Origin of the sequence: Streptomyces sp. TRM70350, assembly GCF_019219825.1 — a bacterium.
Classification (GTDB): domain Bacteria; phylum Actinomycetota; class Actinomycetes; order Streptomycetales; family Streptomycetaceae; genus Streptomyces.
Genome location: NZ_JAHUXH010000018.1, coordinates 91,701 through 108,142 on the forward strand (window position 1 = coordinate 91,701; position 16,442 = coordinate 108,142).

The window sequence follows — 16,442 nt, forward strand, 5'->3', positions numbered from 1 at the left end:
CCTGACCCTTTCCTGCCCGGACAGAGATCGAGCAGAGATCGAGCAGATCGAGTGCACTGCGGGAGCGAGCGGTGAGCGGAACGTCCGAAGGGCCGGCGCCCGCGGCAGAACTCATCGGGCCGGCCGTCACAGACAGTGATCATGAGGCGCCGCGAAGTACCGGCGCCGACCCCTTCGACCCCCATCGAACCGAGGCCGACCCCTTCGACCCCCATCGAACCGAGGCCGACCCCTTCGACTCCTATCGATCCGCCTTCGCCGCGGCCCCGCTCGCCATGGCGGTCGTCGACCGCGAGGGCCTGGTGGTCAGTGCCAACGCGGCCCTCGCCGGCCTGCTCGGCGCCGACCCCGGCGAACTGACCGGCCGGGTCGCCGCCGACCTGGTCGACCTGGCCTCCGACGCGCGCACCTGGCACGCGTACCGCGAACTGCTGCGCGGCCGCGACGCCAGACTGCGCTGCGCACGACGGCTGAAGCACCCCGAAGGGCACAGCGTCTGGGTGCAGGTCACCGTCGCCCCGCTGCCCGACGGCGCGGACGGCCTGCTGCTGGCCGCCGCCGACATCAGCGCCCGGCGTGAACTCCAGGGCAGGCTGCGGCACTTGCAGATGCACGACCCGGTGACCCGGCTGCCCAACCGCACCCTGTTCTTCGAGCGCCTCTCGGCCGCCCTCGACGTGGAGTCGTACGAAAGCGGCGGCACCGGCCGGATCGGCCTGTGCTACCTGGACCTGGACGGCTTCAAGGCGGTCAACGACACCCTCGGCCACCGGGTCGGCGACCGGCTGCTCGCGGCCGTGGCGGAACGCCTCAACCGCTGTGCGGACGAGGCCGGTTACGGCAGGGCGAGCGTGCCGCTGGTGGCCAGGCTGGGCGGCGACGAGTTCGCCCTGCTGGTCGAGGACTCCACGGGCACCGAGCAACTCGCCGACCTGGCCGAGTCCGTGCTGACGGCGCTTCAGGAGCCGTTCGACCTGGCCGGTCAGCGGCTGTCGCTGTCGGCGTCGATCGGGGTCGTCGAACGGCAGGCCGCCGGCACCACCGCCACCGGTCTGATGCAGGCCGCCGACACCACGCTGTACTGGGCGAAGGCCGACGGCAAGTCCCGCTGGACGCTGTTCGACCCCGAGCGCAACGCCCACCGCATGACCCGCCAGGCGCTCGCCTCCACGCTCCGCCCGGCCATCGACCGGGGCGAGTTCGTGCTGGAGTACCAGCCGCTGGTCGGCATGGCGGACGGGCGGCTGAACGGGGTCGAGGCGTTGGTCCGTTGGAACCATCCGCAGTTCGGCACGCTGACGCCGAATCGGTTCATCGGATTGGCGGAGGAGGACGGCGCGATCGTCCCGCTGGGCCGCTGGGTGCTCGCCACCGCCTGCCGCCAGGCCCGCCGCTGGCAGCTCGAACGCCCCGACGAGCCACCCCTGTTCGTCTCCGTCAACGTGGCCGTGCGCCAGGTCTGGGACTCCGACCTGGTCGCGGACGTCGCCGAGATCCTCGCCGAGACGGGCCTCGCCCCGCAGCTGCTCCAGCTGGAACTCACCGAGTCCGCGGTGATGGGCTCCGCCGGACGCCCGTTGCAGGCCCTGCAGGCGCTCAGCGACATGGGCGTCCGCATCGCCATCGACGACTTCGGCACCGGCTACTCCAACCTCGCCTACCTCAGCCGGCTGCCGGTGTCGGTGCTGAAGCTGGACGGGTCCTTCGTCCGGGGCTTCCAGTACGAGGACGCAGGCGCCCACCCCAGCCCGGCCGACGAGGTCATCGTCGAGGCGATGATCCAGCTGGCGCACCGGCTGGGGCTGACCGTCACCGCCGAGTGCGTCGAGACGTCCGCGCAGGCCGGGCGGCTGCGCCGGATCGGGTGCGACACCGGGCAGGGGTGGCTGTACTCCCGGCCGGTGCCGCCGGATCGTATCTCCGAGCTGCTGGACTGCCCGTTCGGTCAGGCCGTCGGCAACGCGTAGGCATCGGCGAGGAGTTCGTAGGAACGCAGCCGTACCTCGCCGGTGTGCGCGTTGGCCGTGAGCATCAACTCGTCGGCGCCGGTGCGCTTGTGGAGGTCGTCCAGGCCCGCGCGGACCTCGTCCGGGGTGCCGTGGATGACGTTGGCGTTCCACGAGGTGACGAACTCCCGCTCCAGCGGGCTGAATTCGTACGCCTCCGCCTCCTCGGGAGTGGGCACGAGTCCCGGCCGTCCGGTGCGCAGCCGGATCATGCTGAGCGCGGCGGCGCGGACCTGGCGCCGGGCCTCCCGCTCGTCGTCGGTGGCGAGCGCGGAGACGCCGATGAGGGCGTACGGCTCGTCGAGGACGGCGGACGGCTTGAAGGACTCCCGGTACAGGTCGAGCGCGGGGATCGTGTTCTGCGCGGAGAAGTGGTGCGCGAACGCGAAGGGCAGGCCGAGCAGCCCGGCCAGACGGGCGCTGAAGCCGGAGGAGCCGAGCAGCCAGATCGGCGGGCGGTGCGGGGACTGGACGCCGCCGGGCGAGGTGGCCTGGATCGGGCCGGGCACCGCGTGGATCCGGCGGTAGGGGTGGCCGTCGGGGAAGTCGTCGTCCAGGAACCGGGTCAGCTCGGCGAGCTGCTCGGGGAAGTCGTCCGCGCCCGAGTGAATGGGGGTCTCCCCGCTCGAGGGAAGCCGAGAGTGGGGGAGGTCGGTGCGGCGCAGGGCGGCCGCGGTGGCGCCGTCGGTGCCGGGGGCGCGGCCGAGGCCCAGGTCGATCCGGCCGGGGGCCATCGCCTCCAGCGTGCCGAACTGCTCGGCGATCACCAGCGGGGCGTGGTTGGGCAGCATCACACCGCCCGAGCCGAGCCGGATGCGGTCGGTGTGGGCGGCGAGATGGGCGAGGATCACGGCCGGGGACGAGGAGGCCACGCCCGGCATGGAGTGGTGCTCGGCGACCCAGTACCGGTGGAAGCCGCGGGCCTCCGCGAGGCGGGCCAGGGAGACGCTGGTGCGCAGGGCGTCGGTGGCGGTACGGCCCGCGCCGACGGTGACCAGGTCCAGTACGGACAGGGGGACGGGGGCGCTGCCGTGGGCGGTCCCGCGGATCTCGTCGCGCTCGTCACGCTCGTCGTCGGGCAAGGGATGCCTCCTGGTCGGGCCGTGCGGTGTCCTCACGGCGCCAACAGGAGACGGTCTCCGCTTATTCCACGTGACGGCCGCGGTGTCACACCTGCACGATCGGCTCCCTGGCGAACAGCGTCCCCAGCTCCGGCGCGTTCACCCGGCGGTCCGCCAGCCGCAGCCCCTCCCAGACGGTGACCTGGTTGGCGGTGAGGACCGGTTTGCCGCGTTCCTTCTCCAGGGCCGGGATGTGGGCGGCCGTGTGCAGGGCCGTGTCGGGCAGGAGGATCGCCTCCGCGCCCGGCGCGTCCGCCGCGCGGGCCAGCGCGAAGACCTCGGCCTCGCCCCAGGTGCCGACCTCGGCCGCCGTGATGATCCCGGAGCTGCGCACGCCGGTCACCTCGATGCCGGCCGCGCCCAGGAAGTCGGCGAACAGCGACGCCACGTCCTCCGGATACGTGGCCCCCACCGCCACCCGCCGCACGCCCAGCTCCCGTACCGCGTGCACGAAGGCGAAGGAGGTCGAGGACGCCGGCATGCCGGCCGCCCGGGCCAGGGTGCGCACCTGCTCGTGGGCGCCCTCCCAGCCGTGCACGAAGCTGCCGCTGGTGCACGCCCACACCACGGCCTCGCAACCGGCGTGCCGAAGCTCCTGGACGCCCGCCGCGAGGCGCTCCGGGGCGCCCATCTCGCGCAGGGCGTCCACCCGGTGGGCGTCCTCGCCGATGTCGGTGTGCACCAGGTCCACCCGGATGTCGCTGCCCAGGAGCTGCTCGATGCGCGGATAGTCGTCCTCGGCGGAGTGGCCCGGGTAGAGGAATCCCAGTGCTGTCATGTCCAGCCTTCCTGCTGCTGCTCTTCTTCCGGCACTACGGCACCGGGGGCCGCCCCCGGCAGGAGGGGGCCGGTGCGCGCCGCCGGATCGATCAGCGCCTGATACGGCCCCACGGCACGGGTACCCAGTCGGCGCAGCGCCGCCCACATCGTCACTTGGTTGGCCGAGATCACCGGTATGCGCAGCTCGGCCTCCAGCTGCGGGATCACGTCGTAGGTCGGCAGGTTCGTGCAGCTGATGAACAGGGCGTCGGCGGCGCCGCGTACGGCCTGGCGGGCCATGTCCACGACCCCGCGGTACGGCACCTTCCAGATGTGCCGGGTCAGGCCCATGAACGCGCAGCCCGTGACCGTGACGCCCGCCTGCGCCACGTACCCCTCCAGCGCCCGTGTCACCGACACCGTGTACGGCGTCACGAGCGCCACCCGCCGGACGTCCAGCTCGACCAGCGCCTCCAGCAGCGCGCCCGAGGTGGTGATCGCGGGCACGTTGCCCGCCCGGCTCATCGCCTCGCACATCGCGCGCTCGCCGACGATGCCGCCGACGAAGCTGCCCGAGGTGCAGGCGTAGGCGACCACCTCGGGCTCGATCGCGTTCAGTGTGCGCACCGCCTCGCCGAGCGTCTCGTGCTCGCTGATCAGGCGGGCGAGGTCGAGGCTGACCTCGACCGGGACGTACGGGGTCCGGGTGACGTGCAGGGACACCTCGTCCGGTACCCAGCGCCACAGTTCGCGGTCCAGCGCGAAGTCGAAGGGGGCGACGACACCGACCCCGCGCTGCGGACCCGGTCCGCCGAGAAATGCGACGTCCATGGCAGGCACCGGCCTCACGCTCGACAGACGAGTGAGCAACGGATCGTGGGGAACGCCCGTGTTGACGACGGTAGGTTCGGGTGCGAGCGTGGTCAATCCGCCCGGATCACCCCCAGGTCAACACATGGTTAAACCCCGTTGACACGTCGTCACCGGCCGACCCGCCACGCTCGGCCGCCCCGCGAACGGCTGGAGAAACGGCTGCCCATGACCACCCCCACCCTGCTCGTCCTGGACGCCGACCCGCTCCCCCGGCTCGGCCGTCTCACCGGCCGCGCCCGGATCGAGCACGCGGACGCCTCGACGCTCGCCGAGCGGCTGCCGTACGCGGACGTACTGCTCGTGTGGGACTTCACCTCGCACGCGGTGCGCGAGGCCTGGCCGGGGGACGGGCCGCGGCCGCGCTGGGTGCACACGGCGAGCGCGGGTGTGGATCACCTGATGTGCCCGGAGCTCGCCGCGTCCGACACGGTGGTGACGAACGCGCGCGGCGTCTTCGACCAGCCCATCGCCGAGTACGTCGCCGCCCTCGTCCTGGCGATGGCCAAGGACCTGCCCCGCACGCTTCACCTCCAGCGGGAACGGACCTGGCGGCACCGCGAGTCGCAGAAGGTGACCGGGACCCGGGCGGTCGTGGTCGGCTCCGGCCCCATCGGCCGGGCCATCGCCCGCACCCTCAAGGCGCTCGGCGTCACCGCCGCCCTCGTCGGCCGCACCCCGCGCACCGGCGTCCACGGCCCCGACGACCTGGACCGGCTGATGTCCCGCGCCGACTGGGTGATCGCCGCCGCGCCGCTCACGGAGCAGACGCGGGGCATGTTCGACGCGCGCCGCTTCGGCGTGATGCAGCCCTCCGCCCGGTTCGTCAACGTCGGCCGCGGGCCGCTGGTCGTCGAGGACGCGCTCGCCGAGGCGCTGGCCAAACGCTGGATCGCGGGCGCCGCCCTGGACGTCTTCGAGGCCGAACCCCTGCCGCCGGACAGCCCGTTGTGGCAGGTCCCGAACCTGATCGTGTCCCCGCACATGAGCGGCGACACCGTGGGCTGGCGGGACGAACTGGGTGCCCAGTTCGTGGAGTTGTACGACGCCTGGGAGGCGGGGCGGCCGCTGCCGAACGTGGTCGACAAACAGCGCGGGTACGTACCCGGACACTGACGTCCCTGGGAGGGTCGATGACCGAGCTCACCGAGCTGACCGCCGTACGGCTCCTCGACGGCTACCGCAAGGGCGAGTTCAGCCCCGTGGAGGCGACCCGCGCGGCGCTGGAACGCGCCGAGTCGATCCAGCCGGAGGTGAACGCGTTCGTCCGGCTGACCGCCGAGGACGCGCTGAAGCGGGCCCGGGAGTCGGAGGAGCGATGGCGGCGCGGTGCGCCGGACGGTCTGCTCGACGGGGTGCCGGTCACCGTGAAGGACATCCTGCTGCTGCGCGGCGCCCCCACCCTGCGCGGCTCGAAGACCGTCGACCCGGACGGCCGCTGGGACGAGGACGCGCCCTCCGTCGCACGGCTGCGCGAGCACGGCGCGGTGTTCCTCGGCAAGACCACGACCCCCGAGTTCGGATGGAAGGGCGTCACGGACTCGCCGCTCAGCGGGGTGACCCGCCATCCGTACGACCGGACGCGCACCGCGGGCGGCTCCAGCGGGGGCGCTGCGGCGGCCGTGGCGCTCGGCGCGGGACCGCTGGCGCTCGGCACGGACGGCGGCGGCAGTGTCCGTATCCCGGCCGCGTTCTGCGGGATCTTCGCGCTGAAGCCGACGTACGGACGCGTGCCCCTGTACCCGGCGAGCGCGTTCGGGACGCTGGCGCACGTGGGGCCGATGACACGGGACGCGGCGGACGCGGCGCTGCTGATGGACGTGATCGGCCGCCCGGACTCCCGTGACTGGTCGGCGCTGGGACCGGCGACGGCGGCCTTCACCGACAGTCCGGCGGGCGGGGTGCGCGGGCTGCGGGTGGCGTACTCGCCGACGCTGGGCGGGCAGGTGGCGGTGCGCCCGGCGGTCGCGGCGGCGGTACGGCGGGCGGTGCAGCGGCTGGCGGAGCTCGGCGCGTACGTCGAGGAGACCGACCCCGACCTCACCGACCCGGTGGACGCCTTCCACACCCTGTGGTTCAGCGGGGCCGCCCGGGTGACCCAGCGTCTCGGGCCGGAGCAGCGGGGGCTGCTGGACCCGGGGCTGCGGGAGGTCTGCGCGCAGGGCGCCCGCTACTCGGCGCTGGACTATCTGGCCGCGGTGGACGTCCGGATGGACCTGGGCCGCCGGATGGGCCGCTTCCACGACACCCACGACCTGCTGGTCACCCCGACCCTGCCGATCACCGCGTTCGAGGCGGGCGCCGAGGTGCCGAAGGGCTCCGGTCACCGGCGGTGGACGGGCTGGACCCCGTTCACGTACCCGTTCAACATGACCCAGCAGCCCGCGGCGACCGTGCCCGTCGGGACGGACGGGGACGGTCTGCCGATCGGGATGCAGCTGGTGGCGGCCCGGCACCGGGACGACCTGGTGCTGCGGGCGGCGCACACGCTGTACGAGGCCGGTGTCACATCCGGCGGAAACTGAGCGTCTCCCCCGCCGCTCCGGAGCGCCACAGGTCGTTGCACGCCTCGGCCATGTCCTGAAGGCCCTCGACGATCTGGCCCCAGACGATGCCGGGGACCCAGCCGACGTCGCCGTTGAGGAGCAGGTTGTTGCGTTCGTAGAACAGGGCGAGGTCCACGACGGTCGTACCGGCGCGGACCTCGCGGTCGTAGCCGTACGCCTTCGTCCCCAACTCCGCGCCCGCGAAGGTGAAATAGCACAGGTCGCCCGGGATGGGGGTGACGGTCGGATTCTCCAGGGGTGGCTCCGTCTCCGCGAACGGCGGGAACAGGGCGTAGATCTCGTTGCGTGCGTACTTGGCGTGGTAGACGTCACCGGACAGCGGCAGTGCGTCCCACACGGCCGCGCAGGTCAACGGGGCACGGTCGTCCAGCAGTTTCGCCGTGCAGCGCACCCCGCGCCGGGCCAGTGAGACCTCAATGAACCGAACACTCATGGGTTCCCACGTGCCCAGGGGGCATACATCGCATGCTCTCGGGTAGCCGCGCGCCCATGGCTCCACCACACAGAAACAGCCACCACATATCCAGACCTACCCGCCGGTCGCTGCTCGCGGGCGTCGCGGCGTTCGGCGCGCTGGGTGCCGTCGGGTGCAGCCGCGTGGCCACCGCGTCCGGCACGAACGGCGGTGACCTGCTCGACCGGCTGCGGGCCGCCGGTGTCGTACGCCTGGGCATCGCGGGTGAGGTCCCCTTCGGGTACATCGACAAGAACGGCGAGCTGACCGGCGAGGCGCCCGAGCTGGCCAAGGTGATCTTCAAACGGCTCGGGGTGGACCGGGTGCAGCCGGTGCCGACCGAGTTCGGCTCGCTCATCCCCGGCCTGAACTCGCAGCAGTTCGATGTCGTGGCCGCCGGGATGTACGTCACCCCGGAACGCTGTGAGCAGGTCATCTTCGCGGACCCCGACTACCAGATGCCCGATGCCTTCGTCGTGCGCAAGGGCAATCCGCTGGGGCTGCGCGACTACAGGGACGCGTTCGCGAAGAAGGCGCGGATCGCCACCGGCACCGGCTATGCCCAGATCGAGCATGCCATCGAGGCCGGGTACCGGCGCGGCGACATCCTCATCGTCCCCGACCAGGTCGCCGGGCTGAACGCCGTCGAGGCGGGCCGGGTCGACTTCTTCACCGCCACCGCGGTCACCTCCCGCCTGGTCGTGCGGACCTCCCGCAAGGCGGAGGCGACCAAGGCCTTCACCCCGATCATCGACGGCAAGCCGCAGCTCGCCGGGGGCGCCTTCGCGTTCCGGCCGACCGAGACGAAGCTGCGGGACGCCTTCAACGTCGAGCTGCACAAGATGAAGAAGGGCGGCGAGGTCTTCCGGATCCTCGAGCCGTTCGGCTTCACCGAGACCGAGATGACGGATCTGACCGCGAAGGAGCTGTGCGGCGGATGACCTCGGGACTCTGGGAACTGGTACTCACGGGGACCTGGACCACGATCCAGCTGCTGGTGCTCAGCGCGCTGCTGGCCGCGGCCGTGTCCTTCGTCGTCGGGATCGCGCGCACCCACCGGCTGTGGATCGTGCGCTTCCTCGCGAGCTTCTACACGGAGGTGTTCCGCGGCACCTCGGCGCTGGTGATGATCTTCTGGGTGTTCTTCGTGCTGCCGCTCGCCTTCGGCTGGCAGCTCGTGCCGCTGTGGGCGGGCACCCTGGCCCTGGGGCTGACCTACGGGGCGTACGGCTCGGAGATCGTGCGCGGCGCGCTGAACTCCGTCGACCCGGCGCAGCGTGAGGGCGGGATCGCGCTCAGCTTCACGCCGTGGCAGCGGATGCGGCTGATCCTGCTGCCGCAGGCGGTGCCGGAGATGATCCCGCCGTTCTCCAACCTGCTGGTCGAGCTGCTCAAGGGCACCGCCCTGGTGTCGGTCATGGGCATGGGCGATCTGGCGTTCAGCGGCAACCTGGTGCGGCTGGCCCTTCAGGAGAGCGCGGAGATCTACACGTACGTGCTGCTCATCTACTTCGTGATCGCGTTCCTGCTCACCCGCCTGATGCGCGGTCTTGAGCACCGACTCAAGGCGGGGGTGGCCCGATGAACTGGGACTGGGAAGCCGTCCGCGACTTCATGCCGCAGTTCTGGGACGGCCTGCTCGTCACTCTGCAGGCGCTGGTGCTGGGTTCGCTGATCTCGTTCGTGCTGGGGCTGGTGTGGACGCTGCTGATGCGCACGCCGAGCCGCTGGGTGCGCTGGCCGGTCGGGGTGTTCACGGAGTTCGTGCGGAACACACCGCTGCTGGTGCAGCTGTTCTTCCTGTTCTACGTGCTGCCCGAGTGGGGCCTGACGTTCTCCGCGCTGACCACCGGCGTCTTCGCGATCGGCCTGCACTACTCGACGTACACCATGCAGGTCTACCGGGCCGGTATCGAGGCGGTGCCCGCGGGGCAGTGGGAGGCCGCGACGGCGCTCAGCCTGCCGACGGCCCGGACGTGGCGGGCGGTGATCCTGCCGCAGGCGGTCCGCCGGGTGGTGCCGGCGCTCGGGAACTACGTGATCTCGATGCTGAAGGACACCCCGCTGCTCATGACGATCACCGTGCTGGAGATGCTCGGGCAGGCGCGGCTGTACTCCCAGGAGCACTTCCGGTTCGTCGAGCCCATCACCGTGATCGGCGTGGCCTTCATCCTCGTCTCGTACCTGGCCTCCGTACTTCTGCGCACCCTGGAGCGACGTCTTGTCCACTGAGATCAGCAAGCAGCCGTCCGACCGCCCCCATACCGGCCCCGCCCCGCTGGTCCGCCTGGAGCAGGTGACCAAGCGGTTCGGCGACCACACCGTCCTCGACCACCTCGACTTCTCCGTCGAGGCGGGGCGGCACGTCACCCTGATCGGGCCGTCCGGGTCGGGCAAGACCACGATCCTGCGGCTGCTGATGACCCTGACCAAGCCCGACAAGGGCACGATCACCGTCGACGGGGACCAGCTCTTCCCGGCGCCGGAGAAGCAGATCCGTGAGGTCCGCAAGAAGATCGGCATGGTGTTCCAGCAGTTCAACCTGTTCCCGAACATGACCGTGCTGAGGAATGTCACCGAGGCGCCGGTCACCGTGCTCGGCCTGTCGAAGGACGAGGCGGAGGCGCGCGCCCGGGAGCTGCTGGACCTGGTGGGCCTCGCCGACAAGTGCGACGCCAAGCCGTCCCAGCTGTCCGGCGGGCAGCAGCAGCGGGTGGCGATCGCGCGCGCGCTGGCGATGCGGCCGCAGGTGCTGCTCCTGGACGAGGTGACGTCGGCACTGGACCCGGAGCTGGTCGCGGGGGTGCTGGACGTGCTGCGGGACATCGCGCGCAGCACCGACATCACCATGCTCTGCGTGACCCACGAGATGAACTTCGCCCGGGACATCTCCGACCAGGTGCTGATGTTCGACTCGGGGCGGGTCATCGAGTCGGGCCCGCCGGAGAAGATCTTCGGGGACGCCGAGCACGAGCGGACGAGGGAGTTCCTCAGCGCTGTGCTGTGACGTCTCGGAATGGCTCGTGCCGGTGGCACATGCCGAGCGGTTACGCCCCTGCTGAGAGGGGCGCAATCTCGTCAACTGCCGCTCGCTGCCGACCTCTTGCCGGTTATCGTTGAAGGCAGGCCCAGGATGGGAAGCGAGCGCACAGGGGGGCACCGTGGCGCTGAAGCACGAGCCGACCGCGCCGTACCACTCGGCTCAGGACGCGCTGCGCGTGCTGGAGTCGGTGGCGCGGCACCCCGCCGGTGTCACCGTCGCCGAGATCACCCGCCACACCGGCCTCGGCTCGGAGCGGCTGACCGGGCTGCTGCGGATGCTGCGCCGCGAGGGGTACGTCGAACAGGTCACGGACGGCGCATACGTCACCGGCGTCACGCTGGCCCGTCTCGGCTCGGCGCACCACCGTGACCAGGCCCTGCGCGAGCAGCTCCAGCGCACCCTCGACCGGCTCCGGGACTCGGTCGGCGCGGCCGTGTACATCAGCCGGTACCTCGACGGCGAGGTCCGGGTCACCCAGTACGCGGCCGGTCCGGCCACCCCGGCGGTCAACGAGTGGGTCGACTTCCGCTACTCCGCGCACGCCACGGCGGTCGGCAAGAGCCTGCTCGGCCAGCTGGACCACGCGGGCCGCCGCGACCACCTCGCCCGGCACAAGATGGCCCGCCTCACCTCGCGCACGATCACCAGCGACAAGGTGCTGCTCTCCCGTCTGGCGGCCCAGCCGCCCACGGTGCCGGTGCTCGACCTGCAGGAGTACGCGATCGGCACGGTCTGCGCGGCCGTCCCGATCACCGCCGGCTCCACGGTGGGCTGCCTGGCCCTGTCCCTCCCGGTCGAGCACGCCCACCGGCTGCGCCGGGCGGCGGACGCCCTGAACCGCAACGCGACCCCGGTCCTGCTCTCCCTGACGCTCTAGGCGGCCGACCCGGGCCGCCCGGATACGGGTCGGGAGCACCCTCGCGGACCGGGTAGTATTTTCTACGTCGCCGACCGCGGAACGCGGACGGCGGGAGTCATGCGCCGCTAGCTCAGTTGGTTAGAGCAGCTGACTCTTAATCAGCGGGTCCGGGGTTCGAGTCCCTGGCGGCGCACGGATGAGGAGCCCCTCGCTTCGAGCGAGGGGCTCCTTCGCGTGTCCGGCGGGCTCAGAACGTGACGTCCGAGCAGGCATAGAACGCGTTGGCCGTGTCGGCGATCGTCCACACCGCGACGATGACATGCCGACCGCTGAGCCCGGACGGCAGGGTGCCGCTGTGCGAGAGGGTCTGCGGCGGGCGCTGGCCGCCGTAGGGGACCGTGAGGAACGGGGTCAGGTTGAGGTCGGAGCGGGCCAGGTTGTGGTTCTGGTTCCAGCCCGGCTTGGTGACGTAGTACTTGAAGTCGGTCGTGGCGTGCATGGCGGTGAACTGCCAGCGGAACGTGTAGCTCTGGCCGCCGTTCACCTTGGTCGCCGGCCATGCTCCGCCGGACGGGGTGCGCGGGCTGTCGAGCTGGGCGAACCGCGTGTTGTTGCCGGAGCAGATCCGCCCGTCGGCCGGCCCGGAGGAGGGGAAGCCCTTCGGGCCCTCGACGCTCTGCGGCTCCCACTGGATGCCGCCGCAGTTGGTCACCGTGCCGTTCTGGCAGAGCTTCTGCCGGCTGATGGGCAGGTCGGTGTAGCCGTGGCCGCTGGCTCCGCCGGAGGAGAGCACGAGGGCGCCGGTGGTCGCCAGACCCACCATCGCGGCGGACAACTTGGTCTTTTTGTGCATACTGCCGCTCCTGGAGAACGTGGGGAAGTTCAGTGAGCTTGCAGGTCTAGACCAAGTCTGAGCTTATGGGCGTTGTTTGAACATGTCCATACCAATCACGGACCTGTTTCTCCCCGCCCCGCGCAGAACGCCACCGTCAAGTCCTTGACCAGCACCTTGCGTTCGTAGTCGTCCAGCTCCACCAGCCCCCGCATGGTCAGCCGGGTCACCGTGTCCTCCACCGAGTCCACCACCGACGTCAGCACGCTCGCCCGGTGCTGGGCGTCCAGCGCGGCGATCCGGCGGCGGTGCATCGCGGCGGCCACCTCCGGGGCGTACTCCACCCGCACCGGCTGCACCGAGAAGACCTGCAGTCCCACCGGTGTCGTGTCCGCCGCCACCAGCCGGGTCAGCGCGTCGGCCGCCGCGTCCACCGCGGGCTTCGCCGCGCCCGGCATCTCCACCGGCACCCGCGCCAGCGCCGCCTCCACGCACACCCGCAGATACGCCTCGTGGTCCTCCACCGCCAGCACCGCCCGCGCGGTGTCCCGCACCCGCCACACCACCAGCACCACCACCCGCAGCGCGACCCCGCTCCCGTCGGCCGCCGGCATCGGCTCACTGCGCCAGTGCCGCAGCCGTACGTCGACCCCGCGGCGCAGCAGCAGCGGGTTGACCCACATCAGACCGGTCCGCCGGACGGTCCCCCGGTAGCGGCCGAACATCCCGAGCACCCAGGCCCGCCCCGTCCGTCCTCGCGCCAGCCCGCCGAACCCGAACAGCCCCAGCGCCCCGGCCCCGGCGTACGCCGCCCAGTGCGCGAGACCGAGCCCGGCCCCCGCGGACGCCGACAGCCCCAGCGCCGCGGCCACGACCGGCGGCAGCAAGCCCGCCCACCACGAGGTGACCGCACACCCGGCCGCCCCGGCGGCACCGGCGAGCAGCCCCACCGTCGCGGGCAGCACCCGCGCGGGCCGCTCCACCAGGTCGGGGTCGGCCTGCGGCACCGGGCGGGCCCGCGACGGAACCGGGCGGCGCAGCCGCGGCTGCTCGCCGGTGCCCTGCCGACGGTTCACCACCGCGGGCCGCAACTGCACCGAGACCGGGTCGGGGTCGTCGCGGAACAGCAGATGGACGGGGATCTCGGTGGTCGCCTCGTTCTGGATCAGCCGGGTGGGCCGCGCCGGGGGCGGCGGGGTCTGCTCGGCTTCCCCGGGGTCGGGGATCTGGGGAGTGGTCGTGGTCATGCGTGTCTCCAGCCTCCGCGCCAGATGCGTCGTACGAGGAACGCGTCGCACGATCAGGTCGTCCGTGCGAACGGATCAGTCAGGAAAAGAGGCGCCGCCAGGTCTCCGGCCCCGGGTAGCCGTCCGCCGCGCCGCCCCGCCAGCCCTGGGTGCGCTGGAAGGCCTCGACACCTCGCCGGTCGGCCTCGCCCCAGCGCGGGCCCGGCCCGTTCGGGTAGTGCCTGCCGAACCCTTTCTTCACCAGCTGCTCGCCGAGCTGGGTGATGTACGGGTTGTTCGCGCCGGGCCGGAACATCGCCCGCCCCGGATAGCCCGGCACCCCGTGCGAGGCGGGCGCGGACGGCCTGGCCGCCCCGGGATACGGCATCGCGGTCGACCTGCCGTCCGGCTGCGCGTCGGCCGAGGGCGCTGTCGGTGTCGGCGTCGCGAGCGGGGTGGCGGGCGGCTTCGCGGGCGGGGTCGTGGATGGCTTCGCGGGCGGGGTCGTGGATGGCTTCGCGGGCGGGGTCGTGGGTGAGGGCGAGGGTGGCTTCACGGGCGGCTCCTCGGGTGAGGTCGTGGGCAGGGTGGCCGGTGGGGTGGCGGGTGGTGTCGTGGGCGCGGTCGCCGGTGGGCTTGTGGGCGCGGTCGCGGGCGGGGTGGCAGGTGGGCTTGTGGGTGTGGTCGCGGGCGGGGTGGCGGGTGGGGTCGTGGGCTGGGTGGCCGGTGGGGTCGTGGGCGGCGTTGCCGGCGGCTCCGCGGGGGGCGTCGTGGGGGGCGTCGTGGGTGAGGGCGACGGTGGGGTCGTGGGCGGCGTCGCGGGTGGGACCTCCACCACGCCCTTGTAGCGATACGGGACGTACCGGGAGGAGTCCACCCAGTAGGCGTACGGGGTGATCAGTCGGCGGGCGTGCGGGCGGGTCGACTCGTAGGCGACGTAGTACGTCTGGGTGGAGTCGGTCCAGCCGCCGAAGAGGACGGCGTGCGAGCCGTTCACCGGATTGTCGGGGTTGTGGAACAGCAGGATGTCGCCGGGCCGGAGTTCCGCCTTGGTGATACGGATGCCGAAGGTGTGGAGCGAGCCGGTCCATTCGTTCTGCCGCAGGCTCCAGGCCATCGAGACAAAACCCGAGCAGTCCTGCCGGTAACCGTCCTCCCAGTAGGAGGTCATGCTGTACGGCACCTGCGCGTCGACCCATTTCTGGGCGCGTTCGATGATCTCCGCGCGGGTGATCCCGGGCATCCTCCCCGCGTCCGACGGCTTGGCCGGTGTCCCGGCCGGGCCGTGCAGCGGGGCCGTGCCGCCCTGCGGGCTCCGAGGCTCGTCACCTGCGGGAACGCCGGGCCGGAGGGGGGCGTGGGCGGCGGCGAGGGCGGGCGCGGCGTGGCCGGCGCCGAGGGCCGTGGAGGTCACGGCGGCCAGGGCGAGGGCACGTCGGGTGGCGGGGTGTGCGGACGGGCGACGGGGAGCGGAGTGCGGGAGTGCGCGGCGCCAGTGGGCGCATCCGGGGCAGGCGCAGTCGCTCGCGGGATCGATTTCCTCGAATACCGGAGTTTCCATGCGATTCCCCTCACACTCCAGGTGGGAATTTCCGGGCCAGTGCACGTTGATCAGTTTCACAACGGTCTTGGGGGCGCGCATGTTGACGGTCCGAATGATGTACGGCACCCGTCCCGCCGCCCGGCAGGCCCCTCCGAGGTGGTCAGGAGCACCCCCGGAGGTCATGTAAAGTTAACGACGTCAGCACGCGCCGCTAGCTCAGTTGGTTAGAGCAGCTGACTCTTAATCAGCGGGTCCGGGGTTCGAGTCCCTGGCGGCGCACTCGACAGCGAGGCCCCTCACCTCAGTGAGGGGCCTTTCGCATGCCCTCGGTCACCCGCATGCCCTCGGTTACCCTCTGGCCATGGCAGCGCGTGACCTCCAGGAGAGGATCAAGAAGCTCATCGTCGACCGACGGCTGGCCTCCGGGGCACCGCTGCCGACCGAGCCCGAGCTGATGGAGTTCCTCGGGGCGAGCCGGAACTCGGTCCGGGAGGCGCTGAAGGCGCTCCAGGCCATGGGGATCGTCGAGATACGGCACGGCTTCGGCACCTATGTCGGCCGTATGTCCTTCGCCCCGATGATCGAGGGACTCGCCTTCCGCACGGTCGCCGGGCACCACCGGGGCGAGGACAGTCTGCTGCAGCTGCTGGAACTGCGTGAGGCGATGGAGGCGGGACTGGTGTCCCGGCTCGCGGGGCGGCTCCCGGAGCCGGACCTCGTCGAACTGGAAACGCTCGTCGAGCGTATGGATCAGCGGGCCGCGCAGGGCGTCGGCCTCGCCGAGACCGACCGGGCCTTTCACGCCGCCCTCTACCGGGGGCTGGACAACGTCCTGCTGAGCGAGGTGCTGGAGGCGTTCTGGGACGCCTTCCACCAGGTGAGCAGGGACCTCGTCGAGGTGCCGCAGGATCCGCGGATCACCTGCCGGCAGCACCGGGAGATCCTGGACGCGGTGCGGTCCGGCGATGCGCTCCGCGCCGAGCACGCCATAAGGGACCACTTCCATCACGTTCGTACCCGACTGTTCTCGAGCGCACCAGCTGACGCCAACTTGCGTCCGAATGAGCCCGTATAACGGGTAAATACCCTGTATCCCATCTTGCGATCATGCGGAACGGCGTAGAACCCTGGCTTTCAAGAGGCCGCGGATACGCGCCCATTG

General features: G+C 71.7%; 16 protein-coding genes and 2 tRNA genes. 11 read left to right on the forward strand and 7 right to left on the reverse strand.

Going from position 1 to position 16,442, the window contains the following annotated elements; genetic code table 11:
- The first annotated feature begins 71 nt into the window (after positions 1 to 71).
- Positions 72 to 1,967, forward strand: coding sequence for a bifunctional diguanylate cyclase/phosphodiesterase (locus KWI83_RS24655; protein WP_218516569.1), 1,896 nt, complete (start codon positions 72 to 74; stop codon positions 1,965 to 1,967).
- Here the strand turns inward: KWI83_RS24655 and KWI83_RS24660 are convergent.
- From KWI83_RS24660 to KWI83_RS24670, 3 genes are all read right to left on the reverse strand, one after another.
- The gene (locus KWI83_RS24660; RefSeq protein WP_218516570.1) at positions 1,946 to 3,088 is read right to left on the reverse strand and encodes an LLM class flavin-dependent oxidoreductase; all 1,143 of its coding nucleotides are present in this window, start codon (positions 3,086 to 3,088) and stop codon (positions 1,946 to 1,948) included. The two genes, KWI83_RS24655 and KWI83_RS24660, sit on opposite strands and share 22 nt — an antisense overlap.
- An 85-nt stretch (positions 3,089 to 3,173) precedes the next feature.
- Positions 3,174 to 3,905, reverse strand: a complete 732-nt coding sequence (locus tag KWI83_RS24665) for an aspartate/glutamate racemase family protein (RefSeq protein ID WP_218516571.1) — start codon at positions 3,903 to 3,905, stop codon at positions 3,174 to 3,176.
- Positions 3,902 to 4,717, reverse strand: coding sequence for an aspartate/glutamate racemase family protein (locus KWI83_RS24670; RefSeq protein ID WP_218516572.1), 816 nt, complete (start codon positions 4,715 to 4,717; stop codon positions 3,902 to 3,904). Before KWI83_RS24670 ends, KWI83_RS24665 begins: the two co-directional genes overlap by 4 nt.
- 207 nt (positions 4,718 to 4,924) lie before the next feature.
- Here KWI83_RS24670 and KWI83_RS24675 point away from each other — a divergent pair, with 207 nt between their 5' ends.
- Together KWI83_RS24675 and KWI83_RS24680 are read left to right on the forward strand one after the other, a co-directional pair.
- A complete protein-coding gene (locus KWI83_RS24675; protein WP_218516573.1) occupies positions 4,925 to 5,872 on the forward strand; it encodes a D-2-hydroxyacid dehydrogenase in 948 nt (315 codons plus the stop codon).
- Between the two features lie 17 nt (positions 5,873 to 5,889).
- On the forward strand, positions 5,890 to 7,281 hold the full coding sequence (locus KWI83_RS24680) for an amidase (RefSeq protein WP_218516574.1): 1,392 nt from the start codon (positions 5,890 to 5,892) through the stop codon (positions 7,279 to 7,281).
- Here KWI83_RS24680 and KWI83_RS24685 read toward each other — a convergent pair.
- Entirely contained in the window at positions 7,262 to 7,756 is a 495-nt protein-coding gene (locus tag KWI83_RS24685) for a DUF3830 family protein (RefSeq protein ID WP_218516575.1), read from the reverse strand. The two genes, KWI83_RS24680 and KWI83_RS24685, sit on opposite strands and share 20 nt — an antisense overlap.
- 56 nt (positions 7,757 to 7,812) lie before the next feature.
- Between KWI83_RS24685 and ehuB the strand changes: the two genes are divergently transcribed.
- From ehuB to KWI83_RS24715, 6 genes are all read left to right on the forward strand, one after another.
- Entirely contained in the window at positions 7,813 to 8,718 is a 906-nt protein-coding gene (gene ehuB, locus KWI83_RS24690; RefSeq protein ID WP_218516576.1) for an ectoine/hydroxyectoine ABC transporter substrate-binding protein EhuB, read from the forward strand.
- Positions 8,715 to 9,362, forward strand: a complete 648-nt coding sequence (gene ehuC / locus KWI83_RS24695; protein ID WP_218516577.1) for an ectoine/hydroxyectoine ABC transporter permease subunit EhuC — start codon at positions 8,715 to 8,717, stop codon at positions 9,360 to 9,362. The genes ehuB and ehuC overlap by 4 nt, the downstream gene beginning before the upstream one ends.
- Positions 9,359 to 10,009, forward strand: a complete 651-nt coding sequence (ehuD, locus tag KWI83_RS24700) for an ectoine/hydroxyectoine ABC transporter permease subunit EhuD (RefSeq protein ID WP_218516578.1) — start codon at positions 9,359 to 9,361, stop codon at positions 10,007 to 10,009. The genes ehuC and ehuD overlap by 4 nt, the downstream gene beginning before the upstream one ends.
- Position 10,010: 1 nt before the next feature.
- The gene (gene ehuA, locus KWI83_RS24705; RefSeq protein WP_218516627.1) at positions 10,011 to 10,784 is read left to right on the forward strand and encodes an ectoine/hydroxyectoine ABC transporter ATP-binding protein EhuA; all 774 of its coding nucleotides are present in this window, start codon (positions 10,011 to 10,013) and stop codon (positions 10,782 to 10,784) included.
- A 154-nt stretch (positions 10,785 to 10,938) separates the two neighbouring features.
- A complete protein-coding gene (locus KWI83_RS24710) occupies positions 10,939 to 11,697 on the forward strand; it encodes an IclR family transcriptional regulator (protein ID WP_218516579.1) in 759 nt (252 codons plus the stop codon).
- A 101-nt stretch (positions 11,698 to 11,798) separates the two neighbouring features.
- Positions 11,799 to 11,872, forward strand: a tRNA-Lys gene (locus KWI83_RS24715).
- Between the two features lie 54 nt (positions 11,873 to 11,926).
- Here KWI83_RS24715 and KWI83_RS24720 read toward each other — a convergent pair.
- The 3 genes from KWI83_RS24720 to KWI83_RS24730 form a co-directional block, all read right to left on the reverse strand.
- Entirely contained in the window at positions 11,927 to 12,532 is a 606-nt protein-coding gene (locus KWI83_RS24720) for a lytic polysaccharide monooxygenase (RefSeq protein WP_218516580.1), read from the reverse strand.
- 95 nt (positions 12,533 to 12,627) lie between these two features.
- Entirely contained in the window at positions 12,628 to 13,758 is a 1,131-nt protein-coding gene (locus tag KWI83_RS24725; RefSeq protein ID WP_218516581.1) for an SPFH domain-containing protein, read from the reverse strand.
- Between the two features lie 79 nt (positions 13,759 to 13,837).
- Positions 13,838 to 15,298, reverse strand: coding sequence for a peptidoglycan-binding protein (locus tag KWI83_RS24730; protein WP_218516582.1), 1,461 nt, complete (start codon positions 15,296 to 15,298; stop codon positions 13,838 to 13,840).
- A 187-nt stretch (positions 15,299 to 15,485) separates the two neighbouring features.
- Here KWI83_RS24730 and KWI83_RS24735 point away from each other — a divergent pair.
- Together KWI83_RS24735 and KWI83_RS24740 are read left to right on the forward strand one after the other, a co-directional pair.
- A tRNA-Lys gene (locus KWI83_RS24735) sits at positions 15,486 to 15,559 on the forward strand.
- An 82-nt stretch (positions 15,560 to 15,641) separates the two neighbouring features.
- Positions 15,642 to 16,355 carry a FadR/GntR family transcriptional regulator gene (locus tag KWI83_RS24740; RefSeq protein WP_218516583.1) on the forward strand — a complete coding sequence of 238 codons (714 nt, stop codon included), beginning with the start codon at positions 15,642 to 15,644 and terminating at the stop codon, positions 16,353 to 16,355.
- The last annotated feature ends 87 nt before the right edge of the window (positions 16,356 to 16,442 follow it).

Bases quoted from the DNA above. Each gene is read 5' to 3' on its own strand.
- KWI83_RS24665 (WP_218516571.1), bottom strand. From the start codon at position 3,905: ATGACAGCACTGGGATTCCTCTACCCGGGCCACTCCGCCGAGGACGAC.
- KWI83_RS24670 (WP_218516572.1), bottom strand. From the start codon at position 4,717: ATGGACGTCGCATTTCTCGGCGGACCGGGTCCGCAGCGCGGGGTCGGT.
- KWI83_RS24675 (WP_218516573.1), top strand. From the start codon at position 4,925: ATGACCACCCCCACCCTGCTCGTCCTGGACGCCGACCCGCTCCCCCGG.
- KWI83_RS24680 (WP_218516574.1), top strand. From the start codon at position 5,890: ATGACCGAGCTCACCGAGCTGACCGCCGTACGGCTCCTCGACGGCTAC.
- KWI83_RS24685 (WP_218516575.1), bottom strand. From the start codon at position 7,756: ATGAGTGTTCGGTTCATTGAGGTCTCACTGGCCCGGCGCGGGGTGCGC.
- ehuB (WP_218516576.1), top strand. From the start codon at position 7,813: ATGGCTCCACCACACAGAAACAGCCACCACATATCCAGACCTACCCGC.
- ehuC (WP_218516577.1), top strand. From the start codon at position 8,715: ATGACCTCGGGACTCTGGGAACTGGTACTCACGGGGACCTGGACCACG.
- ehuD (WP_218516578.1), top strand. From the start codon at position 9,359: ATGAACTGGGACTGGGAAGCCGTCCGCGACTTCATGCCGCAGTTCTGG.
- KWI83_RS24720 (WP_218516580.1), bottom strand. From the start codon at position 12,532: ATGCACAAAAAGACCAAGTTGTCCGCCGCGATGGTGGGTCTGGCGACC.
- KWI83_RS24725 (WP_218516581.1), bottom strand. From the start codon at position 13,758: ATGACCACGACCACTCCCCAGATCCCCGACCCCGGGGAAGCCGAGCAG.
- KWI83_RS24730 (WP_218516582.1), bottom strand. From the start codon at position 15,298: ATGGAAACTCCGGTATTCGAGGAAATCGATCCCGCGAGCGACTGCGCC.
- KWI83_RS24740 (WP_218516583.1), top strand. From the start codon at position 15,642: ATGGCAGCGCGTGACCTCCAGGAGAGGATCAAGAAGCTCATCGTCGAC.